Consider the following 17986-nt stretch of genomic DNA (forward strand, 5'->3'; position numbering starts at 1 on the left):
TCTCTCCAGACAAAAACATGGAGCGCTGATCGCCATCGAACGGGAACAGCGCGGGCAATTCGATCGGAGCAACATTAACGTTTCCGTTATTAGAGTCCATTTTTTATCCGGGAAATCCTCTTTATGATGGAGCGGTCTTAATTCGAGGTGACCTTATTATTTCGGCAGCAAACGTACTTCCCTTATCCAAAATTCCATTCAAGTTCAAAAAAACTGGGAACCCGTCATCGAGCAGCCATAGGATTGACCGAGATTAGTGATGCACTGGTACTCGTGGTATATGAAGAAACGGGCAGGGTTTCGTTCTCTGTGGATGGAAAGCTGTATCCGATAAACTTGTCCAGTTCAATCGTTTAAAGTATAGGCAGTGCATCAAAAGCAGACCATCCGTCTGCTTTTTTATTTGGGTCTTTCTGTCGGTTTTTTCTTTTGACGATAACGAATCGCAAAAAACTGCCCATTTCTGGAGTATAATTGACTTGAGACCATAACAAGTACTGGGGAGTGATTGGATGGTTTTAGATTTAATAGGAGAGCCGGGAATGGAACCTGTAGTTGGAATGCTCTACTCAATGGTAGACGGAAATTACAAACGGTTAAAAACAATTGTTGCAGGTATGTCACAAGAGGAATTAGATTATAAAGGTCCGAACCAAAAATATAACAGTACTGCGCAGTTAGTAAGGCACTTAGCATACGTGGATCTCAAATGGATATTTAGAATCAAGGGTGAGGCGGTGCCGAGGGAACTTGAAGAGAAATTTGGGCCTAGTTTTGATAAAAACGACCAATTGCCGCAGCTGAAAGGGATTTCTGTGGATGTGCTCATGACTGATTATGATCATGTTGTACAGATGATTAAATTAATGTGTTATCAGTTAACAGACAAACAGTTACATCAAACTGTTGAATATGAAAATGGCTACAAAGCCACAATCCAATGGGGTATTTGGCATATCGCAGACCATAACGGATATCATCAGGCACATATTAATCAACTGCGTAAATGGTTTAGCCAAAAATCAGAGAAAAGAGAGGGTCAACATCATGAAAAAAGGGATTTTACTATTGGTGGCGGCAACCTTTCTTTGGGCAGGTAATTACATATGCGGCCGGTATTTAGCACCGGCCTTGCCAGCAACTTTATTAAACACTATCCGTTGGGCTATTTCAACGGGGCTCCTGTGGGGATTACTGATGCTTAACAAAAAACCACTCCCGATCATTTCTAAGTGGAGAGAATTTGTAATACAAGGGTTTCTTGGCATATTCGCCTTTTCTACATTAAACTATTTAGGTCTTAAATCGATTAGCGCATCACAAGCAGGGATGATATCAGCAGGTATACCAATTACCATCTTATTATTCACTCCTTTTTTTCTTAAAGAAAAGATCAAAACAAAAGCATGGATTGGTGCAGCAATCTCAATCTTTGGCGTGATTCTCTTGGTTGAGGGAAGACAAGCAAACTCTTCTCAAGGTTCAATTGTTGGACAAATTGAAATTCTCTTATCATGCTTGGCTTGGGGAATGTATACAGTACTTGGTAAGAAATATGGCAAAAAGATAGATCCCCTTACCATGACCGCTGGAGCCGCTTTCTATGGGACGATTTTTAGTGCGATAAGCTGTATTGGAACGGTACATCCATATATGATACATATGACGAGAAATGCATGGATTTGTATTTTCTATGTGAGTACATTTGCTTCAGTTATTGCGTATTTTTCGTGGAATACCGGAGTGAAAATTGTAGGAGCAGGGCGTGCAGCTCCATATATTAACCTTCTCCCAGTTTGGACTGTTTTGTTAGGCGTTCTATTGTTGCAAGAACATATATCTGGAATCACCCTTTTAGGCGGAATAGTTACAATTCTTGGAGCTGTGCTAGCAAGTTTAAAATAGTATAAAAATACCCGGAAGAGGACGACCAGGAGTGGTGGGACGACAGCCATCATTTTTGATCGTCCTCTTTATGTTTAATCATATTAACAATGCAAAGTAACAAACTCAATAATTTGAAAGTATTATCTTAGTGAGTTAATTAGCATGATAGTTCTGGTCTTTTTATTATTCTCGTTCGGTTACAAATACTCTCATGGCAATAAGATAATTTTGTTAGTACTTTTTCTAATAGGATTGTGGTTGGGCTATGAATAAGGCGATTGGAAAGATGCTTGGATCAAGAAATATTAAAATTCACCCGTTGTTTTTACCCGTCGTTGGATTTATTACCATTATGGCAGGTTTTCAAGGCTCATCATCAACAAAGAGAATCCGTATACATGACATTTATCATACTTTGGACATGACACGTATGTCTTAAAAGACCAGACTCCCATCTTTATACTTGAATTGAACCAATGGGAGGGAAACATACTAATGACGAAACAAAAAAATGTTAACTTACGAAAACAAGTTGCCCCATATGAAAAACCGAATACGAAAAATAGTGTAGCACAGCTCATTAATACGCTTGTTCCATTTTTTCTATTGTGGTACCTGGCTTACGAAAGCCTGTCTATTTCCTATTTCATCACTTTGCCATTAACGATTATTGGAGCGGGATTTTTGACGCGGATCTTTATTATTTTTCACGATTGCTGCCACCATTCATTCTTTAGAAATCGAAAAGCCAATAAAATAGTGGGAACGATTACAGGAATCCTTACGTTATTCCCGTACCACCAATGGCAGCATGAACATAACATCCATCACGCTACAAGCAGTAACTTAAATAAACGCGGTACAGGTGACATTTGGATCCTGACGGTAGATGAGTATTTAGCTGCATCTTTTTGGACTCGCATCGCTTATCGATTGTACCGCAATCCAATCGTGATGTTTGGTCTTGGCCCGATTTACGTGTTTCTGATTACGAACCGTTTTAACCGAAAAGGAGCAAGATCGAAAGAACGCAAGAATTTATATATAACGAATCTTTCTATCGCTGCATTGGCCGCATTGCTTTGCTGGACCATCGGCTGGGAAGCATTCTTGCTTGTTCAAGGCCCTATTTTCTTCGTATCAGGTGTTGCTGGCATTTGGCTGTTCTATGTACAGCATCAGTTTGAAGACTCTTATTTTGAAAAAGACGAAGATTGGGATTACGTGAAAGCCGCTATGGATGGGAGCTCTTACTACAAACTTCCGAAAGTCCTGCAATGGCTGACAGGCAATATTGGATTTCATCATATTCATCATTTAAGCCCAAGGGTGCCAAATTATCACTTGGAAGATGTTCATAGTATTGATTCAACTTTTCAAAATGTACAAACGATCACGCTTGCTTCAAGTCTTCGTTCCCTGGGATTCCGTCTTTGGAATGAGGAGAGCAGAACGTTTGTCAGCTTTAAAGACATTAAAAAGATAAAATCAAACAAGAATAATACAAGAGCGGCCCATTTAAAATCAAGCTTGAGCGGCCGATAACAAATAAAGTCCTGAAAGCAGGTGTAAAACCCTTGTTTTCAGGACTCTATTCTGTCTTCAAAAGTAATTGTGATAAAATAGCAATAGGCATTCAATACCGCAAAAGAGGGTTCAATATGAAAAAGATCTATAAGCTGTTTCAAATAAATACCGGGATTTCCCCGTATGTGTGGAGCGTTTTTAGTATTTTGCCGTTTTATTTTATTTTTCAATCTTCATCCACGAAACAAATTGTCGTGGGTATTTTGCTGACCATTTTATTCTTTATCACCTATCGTTTTGCCTTCATATCAAAAGGGTGGCCTGTTTACGTATGGGCTAGCATTCTAATTGCCATATCGATTACCATGACAAGCCTTTTTAACTATGTTTATTTTGCATTTTTTCTTGCTTATTTTATTGGTAATATAAAAGAACGTATTCCTTTTATTTCCTTATATATTATTCATCTCGTCAGCACGACTGTTTCTTTTAACTTCAACATAGTTTTTCAAGATGATCAGTTCTTAAAACAATTGCCTTTTATCATCATCATTTGGGTCAGTATCATCCTTATGCCTTTCAGTTTATCTAACCGAAAAAAGCGTGAGCAGCTGGAAGAACAATTGCAAGACGCGAATTCTGTTCTAGTAAAACAGCAGGAACGCCAGCGGATTGCCCGTGATCTTCACGATACTTTAGGACAAAAACTTTCACTGATCGGGTTGAAAAGTGATTTGGCCAGAAAGTTAATTGACAAAGACCCCGAGCAGGCTCGTTCTCAGTTGAACGACGTACAACAGACCGCTAGAACAGCACTGAACGAAGTCCGGAAAATGGTGTCTCAAATGCGGGGCATTCGATTAGAAGAGGAACTCATCAACGTCAAACAAATACTTAAAGCGGCGCAAATTGAATATATAGGTGAACAAGAATTACACCTCACGAATGTTTCCCTGCTGATCGAAAATATTTTGAGCATGTGTCTGAAAGAAGCGGTAACCAATGTCGTAAGGCACAGCGGCGCGACAACCTGTCATATATCAATCAAACAATCGTTAAACGAAATTATGATTTCCATACGGGATAACGGAGCAGGAATAAGAGTTGATGAAGATATGACAAAAGGCCACGGACTACTAGGAATAAAAGAACGGCTTGAATTTGTCAACGGTCGTCTGGAGATCTTTTCAGAGGAGGGGACGACGTTAATCATACAAGTGCCGAATGTTATAAAATCGGCGGAAAAGGAGGGAGATAAATGATTCGGATCGTCATTGCGGAAGACCAGCAAATGATGTTGGGGGCACTGGGTTTGCTGCTTAATTTGGAAGAGGATATGGAAGTGGTCGGAAAGGCAAGCGACGGAGAAAAAGCGATTTCGCTTGTTCATCAGCATCAGCCTGACATTTGTATCATGGATATTGAAATGCCAGTAAAAACGGGACTTGAAGCAGCGGAAGAACTAAAAGGATCAGGCTGCAAAGTAATAATTTTAACGACATTCGCTCGTACAGGATATTTCCAGCGGGCCGTAAAGGCGGGGGTCAGAGGGTATTTGTTGAAGGACAGTCCGAGCGAAGAATTGGCTAGCTCCATCCGCAGTGTGATGGCAGGCAGGCGAATCTATGCCCCGGAACTCGTGGAGGATGCATACAGTGAGGAGAACCCTCTAACTGACCGGGAAAAAGAAGTTTTATCCCTCGTGGCTGATGGAAAAAACACAAAAGAAATCGCCGATCAGCTTTCCATCAAAGCTGGAACGGTGCGAAACTATATTTCAACGATATTAGAAAAACTTGAAGTCACCAATCGGATTGAAGCCATTACCAGATTCCAGGAAAAAGGCTGGTTTAAATAAGTTTCCCGCACTTTATTGCTTTGTCCAAGACCAGTGTAATTTTCACTGTTCAAGTACTTAAGGAGATGAATCAATGAACTCTTCTTCAATTAGCGGTTTAAAAAAATTTAACGGTCTCTGGGACTGATAGTTACACTACAAGAGTGTAAAAGTCAGCTCAGAGGCCTTATTTTATTTACTTGATTAGTCCCTTGAAAAGCAAAAATAAACAAACTGTTTATGACTCTATCGCGGGGACAGTTGCTAAGTACAAGTAGGAGAACTAGGATTCACAGAACATTTTCTAACCGAAACCGCATTTTTTTCAGGTGTTATACATTTATTTCATTCGAGTTTAGAAAAATTTTAGATTTGAAGGATATACTTAAATGGACATTTTTAATCATTAGGGAACAGGAAGGAAGTATTATGTCTATTCGAGTACGTTTGCTTTTATCCAATCTTGCCATGATCATAATGCCCGTCATTTTGTTCGTTCTGGCTGCTTTTTTGCTCTTCTCGTTCGTCTTTGTCGAACACGAGGATCACCGCTCCATTTTTGGCTCGTTGGGTTCGACGGAAGGTGCCCGGCCGGCGGACAAGCAAGTCATGGAATTAAAGAAGACAGCAGCCTTAACACCGGAAAAACTATTGAACGTCCGGTATTTAATCAGGGCAGATAAGGAATTAAATGAACAGGGTGCAGCTTTAGTCGTAAGAAGAGGGGACAAAGTCATTTACCGTCCCGTAAAAGACAAATCCTTGGAAATCAAGGATCTTCCACCTTTTGGATTCGAGGGATCGAACCGCCCGGTTTCGCGATTGGGCAATAAGCTTTATTCCATGCAAAAGTATGATTTTTACTTCTCAAATGGATCAACAGGGACGTTATTTTTTATTCGAGATGCTGATTTTGTAAAACAGATATTCCCCCTTCTTTTTGGTAGTTTCCTGTTCATCATGCTCATTACAAATGGGCTGCTCACCTATTTTGTATCCAAAAGCATCCTATATCCTGTGAACGAACTAAGGGCAGGGGCCAGGAAGATCAGTGAGGGAAATCTGGACTTTCAATTAGTATCAAAAAGAAACGATGAACTTGGCCAGCTCTGCCAAGCATTTGAGACGATGAGAAAAAAGCTAAAAGCTTCAACGGAAATCCAGCTGCAGTACGAGGAAAACCGGAAAGAACTGATCTCCAACATATCCCATGATCTAAAAACGCCATTAACCGCCATTAAAGGATATGTGGAAGGAATCCGTGACGGCGTGGCAAATACTTCAGAAAAAATGGATCGGTATACACAGACGATTTACAAAAAGGCAAACGAACTCGACCATCTCATTGATGAACTGTTTTTGTATTCCAAACTGGATTTAAAAAAAGTCCCATTTCATTTTGAAAAAATGGAAACCAGCGGGTATATCAAGAATTATATCGAAGAATTAAGAATGGATGATACAGTCGGTCAGGTCAGGTTGTCCCTTACGGTTAAGGAGGGAAAAGAATTTGAAGTGATTGCTGATCGGGATAAACTAAAACGGGTTTTCACCAATATTATAGAGAACAGCCTCAAATACATGGATAAAAAAGAAAAGTCAATTGATATCGTGTTATCCTCCAATGAAGAAACCGTGTTGGTTGAAGTGCATGACAACGGCCCTGGGATCAAGGAATCTTCTTTACCGCACCTCTTTGATCGTTTTTACCGGGCGGATCCATCCAGGAATACAACCGGGTCGGGACTGGGACTGGCTATTGCAAAACGGATCATCGAAGATCATGGCGGTGAAATATGGGCGGAAAGCCATGAGAATGAAGGGACCAGTATCTTTTTTACGCTAAAAAAAGCCGTGAATGAGGAGGCAAGCCCATGAAAAAGGTGTTAATTATTGAAGATGATGTGAGTATTGCCGAATTGGAGCGTGACTATCTGGAGATCAATGGGCTAGCGGCCGAAATCGCTTTAACAGGGGATACAGGCCTACAAAAAGCATGTTCTGAACCGTTTGACCTCGTTCTCCTGGACCTAATGCTGCCAAACATGGATGGATTTGAACTATGCAAAAAGCTGCGGCAGGAAAAAGATATCCCGATATTAATGGTATCCGCCAAAAAAGATGACATTGATAAAATACGGGGATTTGGGCTTGGGGCGGATGACTTTATTGTAAAACCGTTCAGTCCGGGCGAACTCGTGGCGAGAGTGAAGGCACACCTGGCAAGATATGATCGGTTGAGTAAACGGGAAAATCCGGCTGATGAGATCCATATTCGCGGCCTTCACATAAAGAAAGCTTCCCGTCAGGTGCTTATGAATGAGCGTGAAGTGATCTTTACGGCAAAAGAATTTGATCTGCTTTTCTTTCTGGCGATGAATCCGAATCATGTGTTCAGCAAAGAACATCTTTTCGAAAGAATCTGGGGCCTTGATTCGATGGGTGACATCGCGACGGTTACGGTGCACATCCGGAAGCTCCGTGAAAAAATAGAGATTGATCCCTCCAATCCACAGTACATTGAGACAATCTGGGGGGCCGGCTATCGATTCAGAGGTTAAACCCGGCATAGTCCGGGTTTTTTTCGTTAGAATGCAACAGCGATTTAAAAAGTTTATTGAAATTTAAGATTTTGTTTAGAAGTGGTTTAGAATTCATGGATACCATGAGGTGAAAGGGAATAGTGACGAAAAGGAGGTGTTGATGATGAAGCAGTTGACAGGCAGGGCAAAAAAATGACTGGTAATCCTCCATCTTTTATTCGCTGCTATTTTATTTGGAGTCACTGTATCCTTTCTTGTACTAAGTGTTACCGCAGCTGCTACGGATGACGTGGCCATACTGAAGAGCTGTTATACGGTCATGTACATTCTTGCAGCTTCGTCAGTACGTGCATCAACGATCGGTGTCGTCGTAACGGGGATCTTGCTGTCGGTTTGGACGAAGTGGGGGCTGTTCAAATTCCACTGGATCATCGTAAAGGAAGTCTTAACGATTCTTTCTATAGGGCTAGGAATCTTCGGGATGTACTACTGGATCCTCGATGCCTCTTCTATAACGGCAACGGAAGGTCTTCGTGCGCTGCATGATCAGGGGTTCCTTGTGAACCGGCTGCAGTTGTTCATAGGTATTATTCTTCAGATCCTTTCCACTGGGACGATGTTCATGCTGTCAGTATTTAAGCCATGGGGACGCCGGACTGGCAGCAGTTAACCATGATCAAATAAAAGGAGGAAAGTGTATGGGCTGGGAACATCACGGATTTCCATTTCCATTCTTCGGATTAATTTTTTTGAGTCTAGTAACCGTACTGATCATTTTTAAAATGATAGCATTTCGGAGGTGCCATTCCTATATGAACAGTCAAAACGACGCTTCCGTTATACTGAAACGCCGTCTTGCTTCAGGGGATATTAAAGAAGAGGAGTACAAGAAGCTTAAACAGCTAGTAGACAAATAAAACCTAAAGGGGTTTTACTAATCGAGAAAGAAATAATAGGAGTAAAAAATACAAAAATTAGTAATACGGACCCAGAATTTCTCTGGGTCCCATTAATTAAAAGCCGCCTTCTAAAGGATGAAAAGGAATTCGCAATCTTTCTTCCACTATGCGCAGGCGTTGGTTTAATCGGTTTAACTGGCGTGAATGGCGTTCAACAGTGTTTTCAAGTTGGTTAACTTCCCGATTAAGCTGGTTGACTCTGTTTTCCAGCTGATTAACCCGCCTTTCAAGCTGCCTTATTGGAGGCTGTCTATCTGGGTCATGTTGCTGATGAGGATAATAATCATTCGACTGTTGTGAATAAGGGTCGTATTGCTGTTGCTGGACGTATGGTTGATAAGAACCGTATTGCTGCTGGACATATGGTTGATAAGAACCATATTGCTGCTGGACATATGGTTGAGAACCGTATTGATAAATAAATAACCTCTCCTTTCAAAATTCTCAAAATAAACTCCCTTACTAAGATATGTATCCAAAATGGGAGTGGACATATATAAATACCTATTTTTAAAAAGAAGGAGGAATCCAGTTTTCATTAATCTCTAATATCATAGTAAATCCTTTTTAGTCAGCCTCTTTATTTTTGTCTATGGTGTAATGGTTTATTACTACAACGCTAAATAAAGGAGAAGAGTTGCACCTCGACGAAAACAAGATCACATACATATTGTAATATTTTCATATTTATCTAGAAAATTATGACGTAGATCGTGCATTTGGGACTGAGCCTCTATTTTATCCTTAGGTATATAAAACACGATCCTATTGTTTAGTTTTTTTCAAAATCGGGTACTTTTTGTCCTAAGGAGAGTGATTTAATTGAATCCCAAATTTAAAATATTCCACAATGATGAACATTTGAGTGAATCAATTGACAAGCTTAGAAACAATGGAATTCGAGATGATGATATCTACATTCTTGCTCATGATAATGATCATGTCAGACGCGATAGGAAGGAAACAGATGCCAATAAGATTGGGGTCAACGTAACTGGGTTGGGCACTGCGACGAAAAATGTGTTCAAAAGCAAAGGTGATAAATTAAGATCCAAAATGAAGGAAATTGGATTTGACCAATCAAAGGCTGAACAACTAGAAGAAGAATTAGACAAGGGAAAAACGCTATTAGTTGTAACAAATCAAGATGAAGTTAAGTTTTAATGCATGAAATTCACCTGTTAGTAAGTAAAAGGGCAGTATTCATATTGGAGTTCTACTTTTTAGACTAGAGGCATTATTCGTAAGCTGGTATATCGAATGTCAGTGGGATTTGTATTTAGTCGGATAAGTATCCTCATAAAGAATTGAGGGAATTTGATTTATCCAAAGTTTCTTTGCCATATGAATGGTTCTTAGAGTGTCGTCAGAAAATGAACACAGTATAAGGTAATAAAATTACTCTTGAACTAACAGGTGCTTTAAGATGTAAGCTGCCAACACTGGCAGCTTTTTTTTATTGTATCAACGGTCAGATTTTTTGAAGAATGGTATTATTGTTTTAATTGAATAAGATAAAAATGGAGGCGGGAAATGGACAGCGACAAGATGTTACGAACACTGGAAATCCCGTTAAATGAGGTTGTAAATATAAATCTGATTAAAGTCACAATAGAAAATATTAATTTGAAAATTGCATTTTAAAGCAATAGCTAAAAAGGAATATCCATTGCTGTCCATTAGTTAACTGTCGGTAGTTGTTTAAGGTAAGGGGGCAAGCATGAACAATAAGAAGCTGATAAAAAAGTTTGATAAACAAGCAAATACTTACGATCGAATAAGAGAAAAACAAATCCAAAGGAAGTGGAGAGAAAAATTAATTGAAGAGGCCCAAGGATCCGTTCTAGAAGTGGCAGTCGGAGCAGGAGGAAACTTCCCGTTTTATAACCGTGAGGAGATTGAAAAAATTACAGCGGTGGATTTTAGTCCTAAAATGTTAGAAAAAGCAAGAGTAGCAGCACATCAATATCATCTTCCAATCGAATTTGTTGAAAGTGACATTGATCAATTGGAGTTTGAGGAGAATCAGTTTGATACCATTGTTTCTACGCTTTCATTCTGCGGTTACCCTCAACCATTAAAAACGTTAGAGAACCTAAGTAAATGGTGTAAACCAATGGGACAAATATTGTTATTGGAGCATGGTATCAGTTCTAATTTCATTTTCTCAACGTTACAAAAGGTATTAGATCCTTTGGCTGTTAGAACGATTGGGTGCCATCAAAATAGAGACATCATGGAACTGATCAGCCTTTCTTCTATTGAGATCCAGAAAGTAGAACATCATTGGCTGGATGTTTTCCATCTGGTTTGGGCGAAACCCAAAAATAAATGATGGGCAGAAAAAATAATGTATTGAATTCATAAGGGGCTGTCCAGAAAGTCGAAAATTGACATTCAGGCGCCCCTTTTTGGCTTGAAAAATCTTCAATGAAAAGTTAATTGAAGTGGAAGATGCGAGACTCCTGCGGGACTAGCGTGACAGGTGAGACTCCCGCAGGTGCTTGCACCAAGAGGCTCACCGCACGCCCCGCGGAAAGCGAGCGGCCTGGAACGGAAATCAACAGCTTACAGACTTCTTGGACAGCCCCTTTTTGCTTTAGGAAATCTTCAGGCATCTATTTTTCGAACAGCTCTTTATGTTTTAACGAAATATAGTTATCCATAACAAATATCCTTTTAATCTTGAACAAGGAAGAAATATCGAAACCTTATTGGAAATAAAAACGTATATGAATCATAAGAAGGAAATTAAAGCACAGGCATTCATTGTATTAATGGTATTTAAAAAAATTATAATAGACGGGAAGAAATAAAAATTGGGCTCTATCATTATACAAATTGGGCAATATATTTACGATATTTATTATTGGTTAATGTTAATATCCATTCTCGGTTCCTGGTTTCCGCAATTTTATGCCACAAAAGTTGGCATATGGATTAGTAAACTAGTTGACCCTTACTTTGCTATCTTTTGGCGTTTTATCCCGCCTCTTGGTGTAATTGATTTTTCACCTATCATCGCTTTAATTGCGTATAGATATTTAGGGGGATTTGCTCTAGAAGGTCTCCGCCAATTAATGAATATGATGGGCGTATAATAATGATAAACAACCTGTCGAATAAAGCAGAGAAAACAATAAATCTTAACAGGGCTGCATCGCAGCTCTTTTTTTTATTGAACTAACGAGCAGCATTCCTGTTCCCAGAGTTTCTAACGGTTTTTAAAGATTGGGAAGGTATTAAGCGAATTGCCAGTACCTCTATTGGTATTCGTAAATGTTCTCAACTGGCTATTTTGTACCAAAAAAGGGGCTGTCCTGAAAGTCGAAAATTGACCTTCAGGCAGCTCCTTTGACGTGAAAAATCTTCAATGAAAAGTTGATTGGAGTGCAAGGTGCGAGACTCCAGCGGGACTAGCGTGACAGGTGAGACTCCCGCAGGCGCTTGCGCCAAGAGGCTCACCGCACGCCCCGCGGAAAGCGAGCAGCCTGGAGCGGAGATCAACAGCTACCAGACTTCTTGGACAGCCCCTTTGACTTCGCATTTCCCCAATGTTAAGAATATTTTACCTCTTTATTTTACCCCTTATGTTATAAAAAACCTGTCGAATATTATCCAAACAACATCATTTCCGTTGGTAAAGAAGAAATCAAAACTTTTGTAAAACCATTGCGGTGAAGTGATAAAACTGAAGGAGGGATAAGATGAGATCGAGATTTCAACGCCAAAAGAGAAAAAAGCTCCATGTTAGTCTGAACGCCTTAATTTGTATCGTATTGGTCCTAATATTTATTGTAGCAGGAAATATAATATGGGGAGACAGTAATGAGGCCTCAACCAATAACCCACAAAATCAAACCAGAAGTAAAGGTGAACAAAATAACCAACAAAATAATGACACCACGATCCGAAAAGATAAAGAGACCGATTTGAAAAACCAAGAGATAAAATTGAGAGAAAATAAAAAAACTAAAGACCAGCAAGAAGCTAAGCGAATCCAGAAAGACTCCGAGGAAGCTAAAAAAGAACAAAAAGCAGAAAAAGACAGAGAAGAGCAGAAAGCAATAGAAGCCAAGGAAGAACGCGATAAGCAAAGGTCTCAAGACGAGAAGAAAGTTACAGGATCTGGGTCGTCGGAACCCATTGGAACGAGTCAGACTGGACCACATACTTCGAGTTATGTTGAGGATTCAGTGGATTGGAACGAAAAAGTAAAAGCAATCCAAATGGCAACAGGTCTAGGGGACAACATGAACATCTGGCGAATTGAAAATGGCGGGGGACCGCAAAAATCAGTGGGAAAAGTGAGCCCTGACGGCGAAGATAGTTGGATGTATGTTGTGAATCTTGAATGGGTTGATCAAAAAGGTTGGAAAGTAACAAGTGTTAGTAAACAAAATCGATGAAAGGGATTTCTTATTGAACTAAGTGTGCATACTTAGAGATCAAGTGTAGCTGGTGCTAGTTTCTTCCTCCATAGTCTTGTTCCAATAGGGGTCCTACCAACAAAACGCGGAAAACATACGCTAAGAGAGTAACATCAGGAAAATACGGGTTTACAACGGTAAGGAAATCCAAATATAAAAAAAAGCCTAATTTCTCGTTTTTAACACCGAGAAATTAGGCTTTAGTTACTTCATTAATGCGTCCTTTTCTTGAATAAACAAGTAGTTCATATTATCCGGTATCGTGGAAGCAATTAACTTATTCTTGATGGTAATGTTAAATATCGTAGAAAAGTGAGATTACTTTGGATTAACAATTGTTTAATTAAAGTTATCCGTTAGGAATAGCATTTTCAGAATACCAATAAAAAGCATAATCAGTCATAACTGAAGAATCACCCAACTGATGTAGCATAGCTGAAATATTCCCTCTATGATAGGTTCCATGATTTACAACGTGTAAGACCATTTCAGATATACTTGTTTCTCTTAATCCTGCCCATGGATTATCTAACATTATTCTCTTTTCCATATCTTCCTGTCTGTTCAAAAAGGATTTAAACCGAGATGTTAAAGTGTGAAATTCCGTTTCTAAGTCTTCAATGGGCAGTTTCTCAATCTTTTCTTGAATTTGAAATGAAGATTGCATTGCTTCATTCATACTCTGACCCTCGATGGTATTAAGCCATCCATATTCCACCAAATAGAGATGTGATAAAACCTTTGAAACAGAAGAAAAGACACTTTTCATTTCCTTCTGATATTTATCAGGAGAAAGTGTCTTAAGATGATCAATAATCCGTTGATTTGCCCATACATGATAGTTATATAGATTTTCTACATGATTTGCTATACAATCGCCTCCTTATCATCACATTTTTTAATATTCTTAATCAGAATGAATTATTCCTTTAATTATTATTACTTATCTGATGAGATCTTCAACTAAATGGCCCGATTGTTGAACAAAATTGAACGGATGCCATGAAAACACTTATTCACTATTTATTTCAGACGATGAATTTACAACGTATTAAGCTTGAAACATGGAGTGGAAACGTTCAAGCCATTCGTTCATATGAAAAATGTGGATTTGTAGTAGAAGGGCGTTTGTGGAAAGAAGAGTATATAGACGGAAAATATTATGACACTGTCGTGATGTGGTTATTAAAAGAAGAATTTCAATACTAGCATTAAAAACTTAATATAGGTGAATTAGAATGGGGGGCGGACTTAAACTTTTGAGTCAGCCCAACAAAGTATGAATCTTTTTATTATGCTAAAGCAGCTTATAGCTGAAGTTTAATGATCTTACACAATCAATCGGGTGCTTTAATGGAATAAGCACAAGAATAAAAGATGCTCAGAACATAATGACTCTGAGCATCTTTTTGTGTTGATTTTTTGCTTACTTAATTAAAAAGCTATGAATGGCTTTCTTTTTCTGTTCAAAATCGATATGCGTATAAATACTCGTTGTAGCCAAACTTTATTTTTCTGGCTGGAATCCCAGTTCTTGCATTGTGCATATTTTTGGTGCCTAAGATCGGGAATTTTGCTGGAGAATTGTATCCAGATATTGCTTATATGAAATCTCTCGTTTTAATCAGATAGGAGCTGTCTGTTAAGGCAGCTTTTTTCTAATGCAACTATCGGGGCAGGATAGTTGAAGAAATGGGTAATAAATTGATATGTATCGTAATAGGTTTCGGTGGGAATTACGAACCCGGCAGAGAGCAATGCCATCTTGAACGCATATCAAATTGCCGTCGAAAATCCACCAGCGGAATAATTGGTCTAATATAAAAAAGCGTACATTCTTTGGAATGTACGCTTTTTTGACTATTATTGTTTATCTTGGTTCTCCTGAGACTTGTCCTGTTGAGCACTTCTTACATCCCGTTTAACAGGAGTTAATTCAGAAGACGCTTCTGTTTGAAATTGTGGTCTTCCAGTTTGCATGGTTTGTCGCTGATTGGAAGCCTGTTTGCCAGGTTCTCTTCCTAATAAGCGATGGAAGAAGATTTCAAAAGCTGTGATTGCTATCGAGCCAATAAGTGAAGCGGATAACACGTCATCCTCAATGGTCATATTATCGATCAATAGGTAGAGAATTACAAACGCTAAGGCAAAATCAGCAATAGTTGCCACTGTGTTATTGGTAACCCGTAAAATAAATAAGTCACCCACTACATAACTAACAATAGCTAATACCGCTGAAATCCCTAGGATATCAGAAGCACCCAAATCGTAGCCCAACGCATCGATAATGCCCAGAACAACAGCAGCTGCAATAAACTTCATGACAATTCTAAAAATATGCCTCATTTCTTACACCTCCTTTGTTTATTTTTCGATAAAATCTTTTTAGATATACACCGAGATAAAAAGAATTTCAGGAGGTTAAATTGGATGCTAACTTGAAGGTCATTTTTTATTGTTGTTGTACTAAGTACGTAAAGGGATAAGAAGACGGGTTAATTAATGCTGCAATGAATGTTGGTGTAGGTTTATCCATTATCGATATATTATAGCGGAGAAACAGGAAGCGTAGGTTCTAGAATTTTGCTTGGATTTGGAGGATTAACGGAAACTGAAATCAATACAGGAATTAAGTTATTAAAAGAAGCCTGGAAGCTCTAAGGTAATGCCAATTGTACACTCAACAATTAATGAGTTTTTGAATTGTACTTACACTATCGGGTAGCTTATGTTAAAAATGGGATGGCTGCGGTGATCCCGTTTTTTTATTGTGCTAACGGGCAGGATTGTTTAATAAGAGTTTGGAAATAAAGGAATAATATGTATTTAGCTACAACATTATGTTAAACTCCACTATATATTATCTCATTATTTTATATTATCAAAAAATTACGAGGGAGGTTATAGTATGAATGATGGATTTACAAAGGTTCAGGACGTTATAGAAAATTATAAGTCTGCCGTTTATGAACAGGATGTTGAGAAGTTTGTATCAGCATACGCAACTAACATTCAAGTTTATGATTGTTGGGAAGACTGGGAGTATAAAGGTATTTCGAAGTGGAAGGAAGCTGTGAATGGTTGGTTCAACCACTTGAAAGAGGGAGGTGTTCAACTCAAAGTAGAGTTGAATGATTTAGTTGTTGAAGAAAATGCGGGACTTGCCTTCATATATAGTAATATGTCTTTAATAGCTTACAATGGGTCTGAAGAGAAACTACGCCAGATTACTAATAGATTTACATTTGGATTAAAAAAGGAAAATAATTCTTGGAAAATAATACATCAACATTCATCATTACCAATCAGTATGGAAACGGGAAAATGCATTTCTAACTTAAAGTAATAAGCAGAACTAACTAAAATATAATCAATCCTTAAATTATAGGGGTATTCTTTAAATAGAATATCCCTTTTTCTTCAATAAACGGGTGCATTTCTCTAAGAAGGAGAAGTGTACTTTTTTATTGAAGTAAAGTGCAAGATAGTAAAAGAGGGTTAAACTTTGAGATAAGTGTTGAGTTTTATATCGTTATTTATGTTAAATTAGCAAATTAATTGGGTGGGAGGAAGTTTAATGGCTGATGAAATTTTTGAAAACCCTAGATTGGCTGATATCTATGATCCATTTGATTCAGACCGTTCTGATTTAGACGCTTAATAAGCGAATTGATATACCTGACAGTGGCGTTGTCGAAGGTTGGGTTGATGTTACCGATGTTCAAGGCTCATTGGTGTCTTTTCGATGGACTTATGTTTTTGAGAGCGATGGTGCAATAATCACATCAGACTCAACTTTGCGGTTTAGGAGTCTTAAGGAAATTAGCAAATCTCTTTGGGATGTAGGACTGTCTGTTGAAGGTGTAAGAGAAGCCCCTGATCGTCCAGGACTGGAATACGTTATTATTGCACACCACACCGCCTGACAGCTTAACTATGTTTAGGTGATAAGAAAAAGATCAATTGTTGTATATGATACTTTATCTTTATTATCTTCCACAATCGGGTGCGTTAGCTGAAGATTGGAGCTGTCTATAAGGCAGCTTTTTCTTATGGAACTAAAGGGGCAGGTTAATTTAAGTGTAATTATTCACAATCTGTATTTCAAATGTCCTTTTCCTCCACACAAAAAGACTCCCATCACATGAAAAAGGAGAATGATTTCATTATGAAATCATCCCCTCAAATAGTTTGAAAATGCTTATAGTGATATTACTCCTCAATTACTAGCTAAACGTTTTTCAAATTCAGCCTTAAACAGCAGAATAGCATCAATATTTACAGCAAAATCGTGGTCACTGATATTAAAATTAGTTATAAACTCGTCAGACTTCTCACGAATCATAATTGTCGGAAGGTTATTGTCTCCAATAGTTTCCAGAGTTACACTACTTCCATAAATATACCAGTTAGTTTCAGTAGGCTTATTTGCTGCATTTTTAGATAAATCATTTTTTATTATTTCGCATAAATTATCCATAAAATCTTCATTAAGATTAATGATTTTTCCATGCTCACCATCAACTGATATATCAGCATCTCCATACCAAATATTCCTGCTTGCTCGCCTTCCTTCATTTGAAGTGTATGTTTCATCATACAAAATCTTCATTTTCATTAACCTCCGTAAAATAAAATTACTTTACACTATTTTACAACAATTAAAATTTTAAGCAAACTTGCTGTTAGTCTCACTAACTTGTAAGAGTCAGCAAGCTTCTTCTTTGTATAGACAGCGAACATTGTGAATAAATGCACTTAAACTAACGGGGGGTGTTGGTTCAATAAAGCGAGGTTATTACC

General features: G+C 38.4%; 21 protein-coding genes and 2 pseudogenes. 17 read left to right on the top strand and 6 right to left on the bottom strand.

Annotated features, from left to right (window positions below; all coding sequences use genetic code 11):
• The first annotated feature begins 98 nt into the window (after positions 1 to 98).
• From AR335_RS25420 to AR335_RS04430, 10 genes and pseudogenes are all read left to right on the top strand, one after another.
• Positions 99 to 357 (top strand): annotated as a pseudogene (locus AR335_RS25420) (diadenylate cyclase).
• A gap of 185 nt (positions 358 to 542) precedes the next feature.
• Complete coding sequence (locus AR335_RS04390; protein ID WP_082683358.1) at positions 543 to 1100, top strand: DinB family protein; 558 nt, start codon at positions 543 to 545, stop codon at positions 1098 to 1100.
• Positions 1048 to 1905, top strand: a complete 858-nt coding sequence (locus AR335_RS04395; RefSeq protein ID WP_082683339.1) for a DMT family transporter — start codon at positions 1048 to 1050, stop codon at positions 1903 to 1905. The genes AR335_RS04390 and AR335_RS04395 overlap by 53 nt, the downstream gene beginning before the upstream one ends.
• A gap of 477 nt (positions 1906 to 2382) precedes the next feature.
• Positions 2383 to 3432, top strand: a complete 1050-nt coding sequence (locus AR335_RS04400) for a fatty acid desaturase (RefSeq protein ID WP_062232293.1) — start codon at positions 2383 to 2385, stop codon at positions 3430 to 3432.
• Between the two features lie 116 nt (positions 3433 to 3548).
• On the top strand, positions 3549 to 4676 hold the full coding sequence (locus AR335_RS04405) for a sensor histidine kinase (RefSeq protein WP_062232295.1): 1128 nt from the start codon (positions 3549 to 3551) through the stop codon (positions 4674 to 4676).
• Positions 4673 to 5272, top strand: coding sequence for a response regulator transcription factor (locus AR335_RS04410; protein ID WP_062232296.1), 600 nt, complete (start codon positions 4673 to 4675; stop codon positions 5270 to 5272). The genes AR335_RS04405 and AR335_RS04410 overlap by 4 nt, the downstream gene beginning before the upstream one ends.
• A gap of 408 nt (positions 5273 to 5680) precedes the next feature.
• Positions 5681 to 7129: a sensor histidine kinase gene (locus tag AR335_RS04415; protein WP_062232297.1), complete on the top strand. Its 1449-nt coding sequence runs from the start codon at positions 5681 to 5683 to the stop codon at positions 7127 to 7129.
• Positions 7126 to 7812, top strand: a complete 687-nt coding sequence (locus tag AR335_RS04420; protein ID WP_062232298.1) for a response regulator transcription factor — start codon at positions 7126 to 7128, stop codon at positions 7810 to 7812. The genes AR335_RS04415 and AR335_RS04420 overlap by 4 nt, the downstream gene beginning before the upstream one ends.
• A 271-nt stretch (positions 7813 to 8083) precedes the next feature.
• Positions 8084 to 8464: a hypothetical protein gene (locus AR335_RS04425; protein WP_234293183.1), complete on the top strand. Its 381-nt coding sequence runs from the start codon at positions 8084 to 8086 to the stop codon at positions 8462 to 8464.
• Between the two features lie 28 nt (positions 8465 to 8492).
• A complete protein-coding gene (locus AR335_RS04430) occupies positions 8493 to 8711 on the top strand; it encodes a hypothetical protein (protein ID WP_061969704.1) in 219 nt (72 codons plus the stop codon).
• A gap of 96 nt (positions 8712 to 8807) precedes the next feature.
• Here AR335_RS04430 and AR335_RS25425 read toward each other — a convergent pair whose 3' ends face one another.
• Entirely contained in the window at positions 8808 to 9173 is a 366-nt protein-coding gene (locus AR335_RS25425; RefSeq protein ID WP_082683359.1) for a hypothetical protein, read from the bottom strand.
• Between the two features lie 402 nt (positions 9174 to 9575).
• Here AR335_RS25425 and AR335_RS04440 point away from each other — a divergent pair, with 402 nt between their 5' ends.
• Both AR335_RS04440 and AR335_RS04445 read left to right on the top strand, forming a co-directional pair.
• Complete coding sequence (locus tag AR335_RS04440) at positions 9576 to 9917, top strand: general stress protein (protein ID WP_053354181.1); 342 nt, start codon at positions 9576 to 9578, stop codon at positions 9915 to 9917.
• 556 nt (positions 9918 to 10473) lie between these two features.
• Positions 10474 to 11088, top strand: coding sequence for a class I SAM-dependent methyltransferase (locus AR335_RS04445; RefSeq protein WP_062232301.1), 615 nt, complete (start codon positions 10474 to 10476; stop codon positions 11086 to 11088).
• A 103-nt stretch (positions 11089 to 11191) separates the two neighbouring features.
• On the opposite strand, the gene AR335_RS25100 is transcribed toward AR335_RS04445, so the two are convergent.
• A complete protein-coding gene (locus AR335_RS25100) occupies positions 11192 to 11317 on the bottom strand; it encodes a hypothetical protein (RefSeq protein WP_255357538.1) in 126 nt (41 codons plus the stop codon).
• Between the two features lie 255 nt (positions 11318 to 11572).
• On the opposite strand from AR335_RS25100, the gene AR335_RS04450 reads away from it, so the two are divergent.
• Positions 11573 to 11854 (top strand): YggT family protein, encoded by a 282-nt coding sequence (locus AR335_RS04450; RefSeq protein ID WP_062232302.1) that lies wholly within the window; start codon positions 11573 to 11575, stop codon positions 11852 to 11854.
• A 184-nt stretch (positions 11855 to 12038) separates the two neighbouring features.
• Here the strand turns inward: AR335_RS04450 and AR335_RS23600 are convergent, their stop codons facing one another.
• Positions 12039 to 12260 carry a hypothetical protein gene (locus tag AR335_RS23600; RefSeq protein ID WP_156418843.1) on the bottom strand — a complete coding sequence of 74 codons (222 nt, stop codon included), beginning with the start codon at positions 12258 to 12260 and terminating at the stop codon, positions 12039 to 12041.
• 200 nt (positions 12261 to 12460) lie between these two features.
• On the opposite strand from AR335_RS23600, the gene AR335_RS04455 reads away from it, so the two are divergent.
• The gene (locus tag AR335_RS04455) at positions 12461 to 13162 is read left to right on the top strand and encodes a YrrS family protein (protein WP_062232306.1); all 702 of its coding nucleotides are present in this window, start codon (positions 12461 to 12463) and stop codon (positions 13160 to 13162) included.
• Positions 13163 to 13532: 370 nt separating this feature from the next.
• Here AR335_RS04455 and AR335_RS04460 read toward each other — a convergent pair whose 3' ends face one another.
• Positions 13533 to 14054, bottom strand: a complete 522-nt coding sequence (locus AR335_RS04460) for a DinB family protein (RefSeq protein ID WP_062232308.1) — start codon at positions 14052 to 14054, stop codon at positions 13533 to 13535.
• Between the two features lie 131 nt (positions 14055 to 14185).
• Between AR335_RS04460 and AR335_RS04465 the strand changes: the two genes are divergently transcribed.
• Together AR335_RS04465 and AR335_RS23605 are read left to right on the top strand one after the other, a co-directional pair.
• Positions 14186 to 14392 (top strand): GNAT family N-acetyltransferase, encoded by a 207-nt coding sequence (locus tag AR335_RS04465; protein WP_062232310.1) that lies wholly within the window; start codon positions 14186 to 14188, stop codon positions 14390 to 14392.
• 300 nt (positions 14393 to 14692) lie between these two features.
• Positions 14693 to 14809 (top strand): annotated as a pseudogene (locus AR335_RS23605) (DUF2975 domain-containing protein); the annotation flags it as partial.
• A gap of 237 nt (positions 14810 to 15046) precedes the next feature.
• Here the strand turns inward: AR335_RS23605 and AR335_RS04470 are convergent.
• Positions 15047 to 15529 (bottom strand): YndM family protein, encoded by a 483-nt coding sequence (locus AR335_RS04470; protein ID WP_062232312.1) that lies wholly within the window; start codon positions 15527 to 15529, stop codon positions 15047 to 15049.
• A 562-nt stretch (positions 15530 to 16091) separates the two neighbouring features.
• Between AR335_RS04470 and AR335_RS04475 the strand changes: the two genes are divergently transcribed.
• Positions 16092 to 16529, top strand: coding sequence for a YybH family protein (locus AR335_RS04475; RefSeq protein ID WP_062232314.1), 438 nt, complete (start codon positions 16092 to 16094; stop codon positions 16527 to 16529).
• Positions 16530 to 17402: 873 nt separating this feature from the next.
• Here the strand turns inward: AR335_RS04475 and AR335_RS04480 are convergent.
• Entirely contained in the window at positions 17403 to 17795 is a 393-nt protein-coding gene (locus tag AR335_RS04480) for a hypothetical protein (protein WP_062232316.1), read from the bottom strand.
• Positions 17796 to 17986 lie beyond the last annotated feature (191 nt).

This window comes from Fictibacillus sp. FJAT-27399 (assembly GCF_001510655.1).
Lineage (GTDB): Bacteria > Bacillota > Bacilli > Bacillales > Fictibacillaceae > Fictibacillus_C > Fictibacillus_C marinisediminis.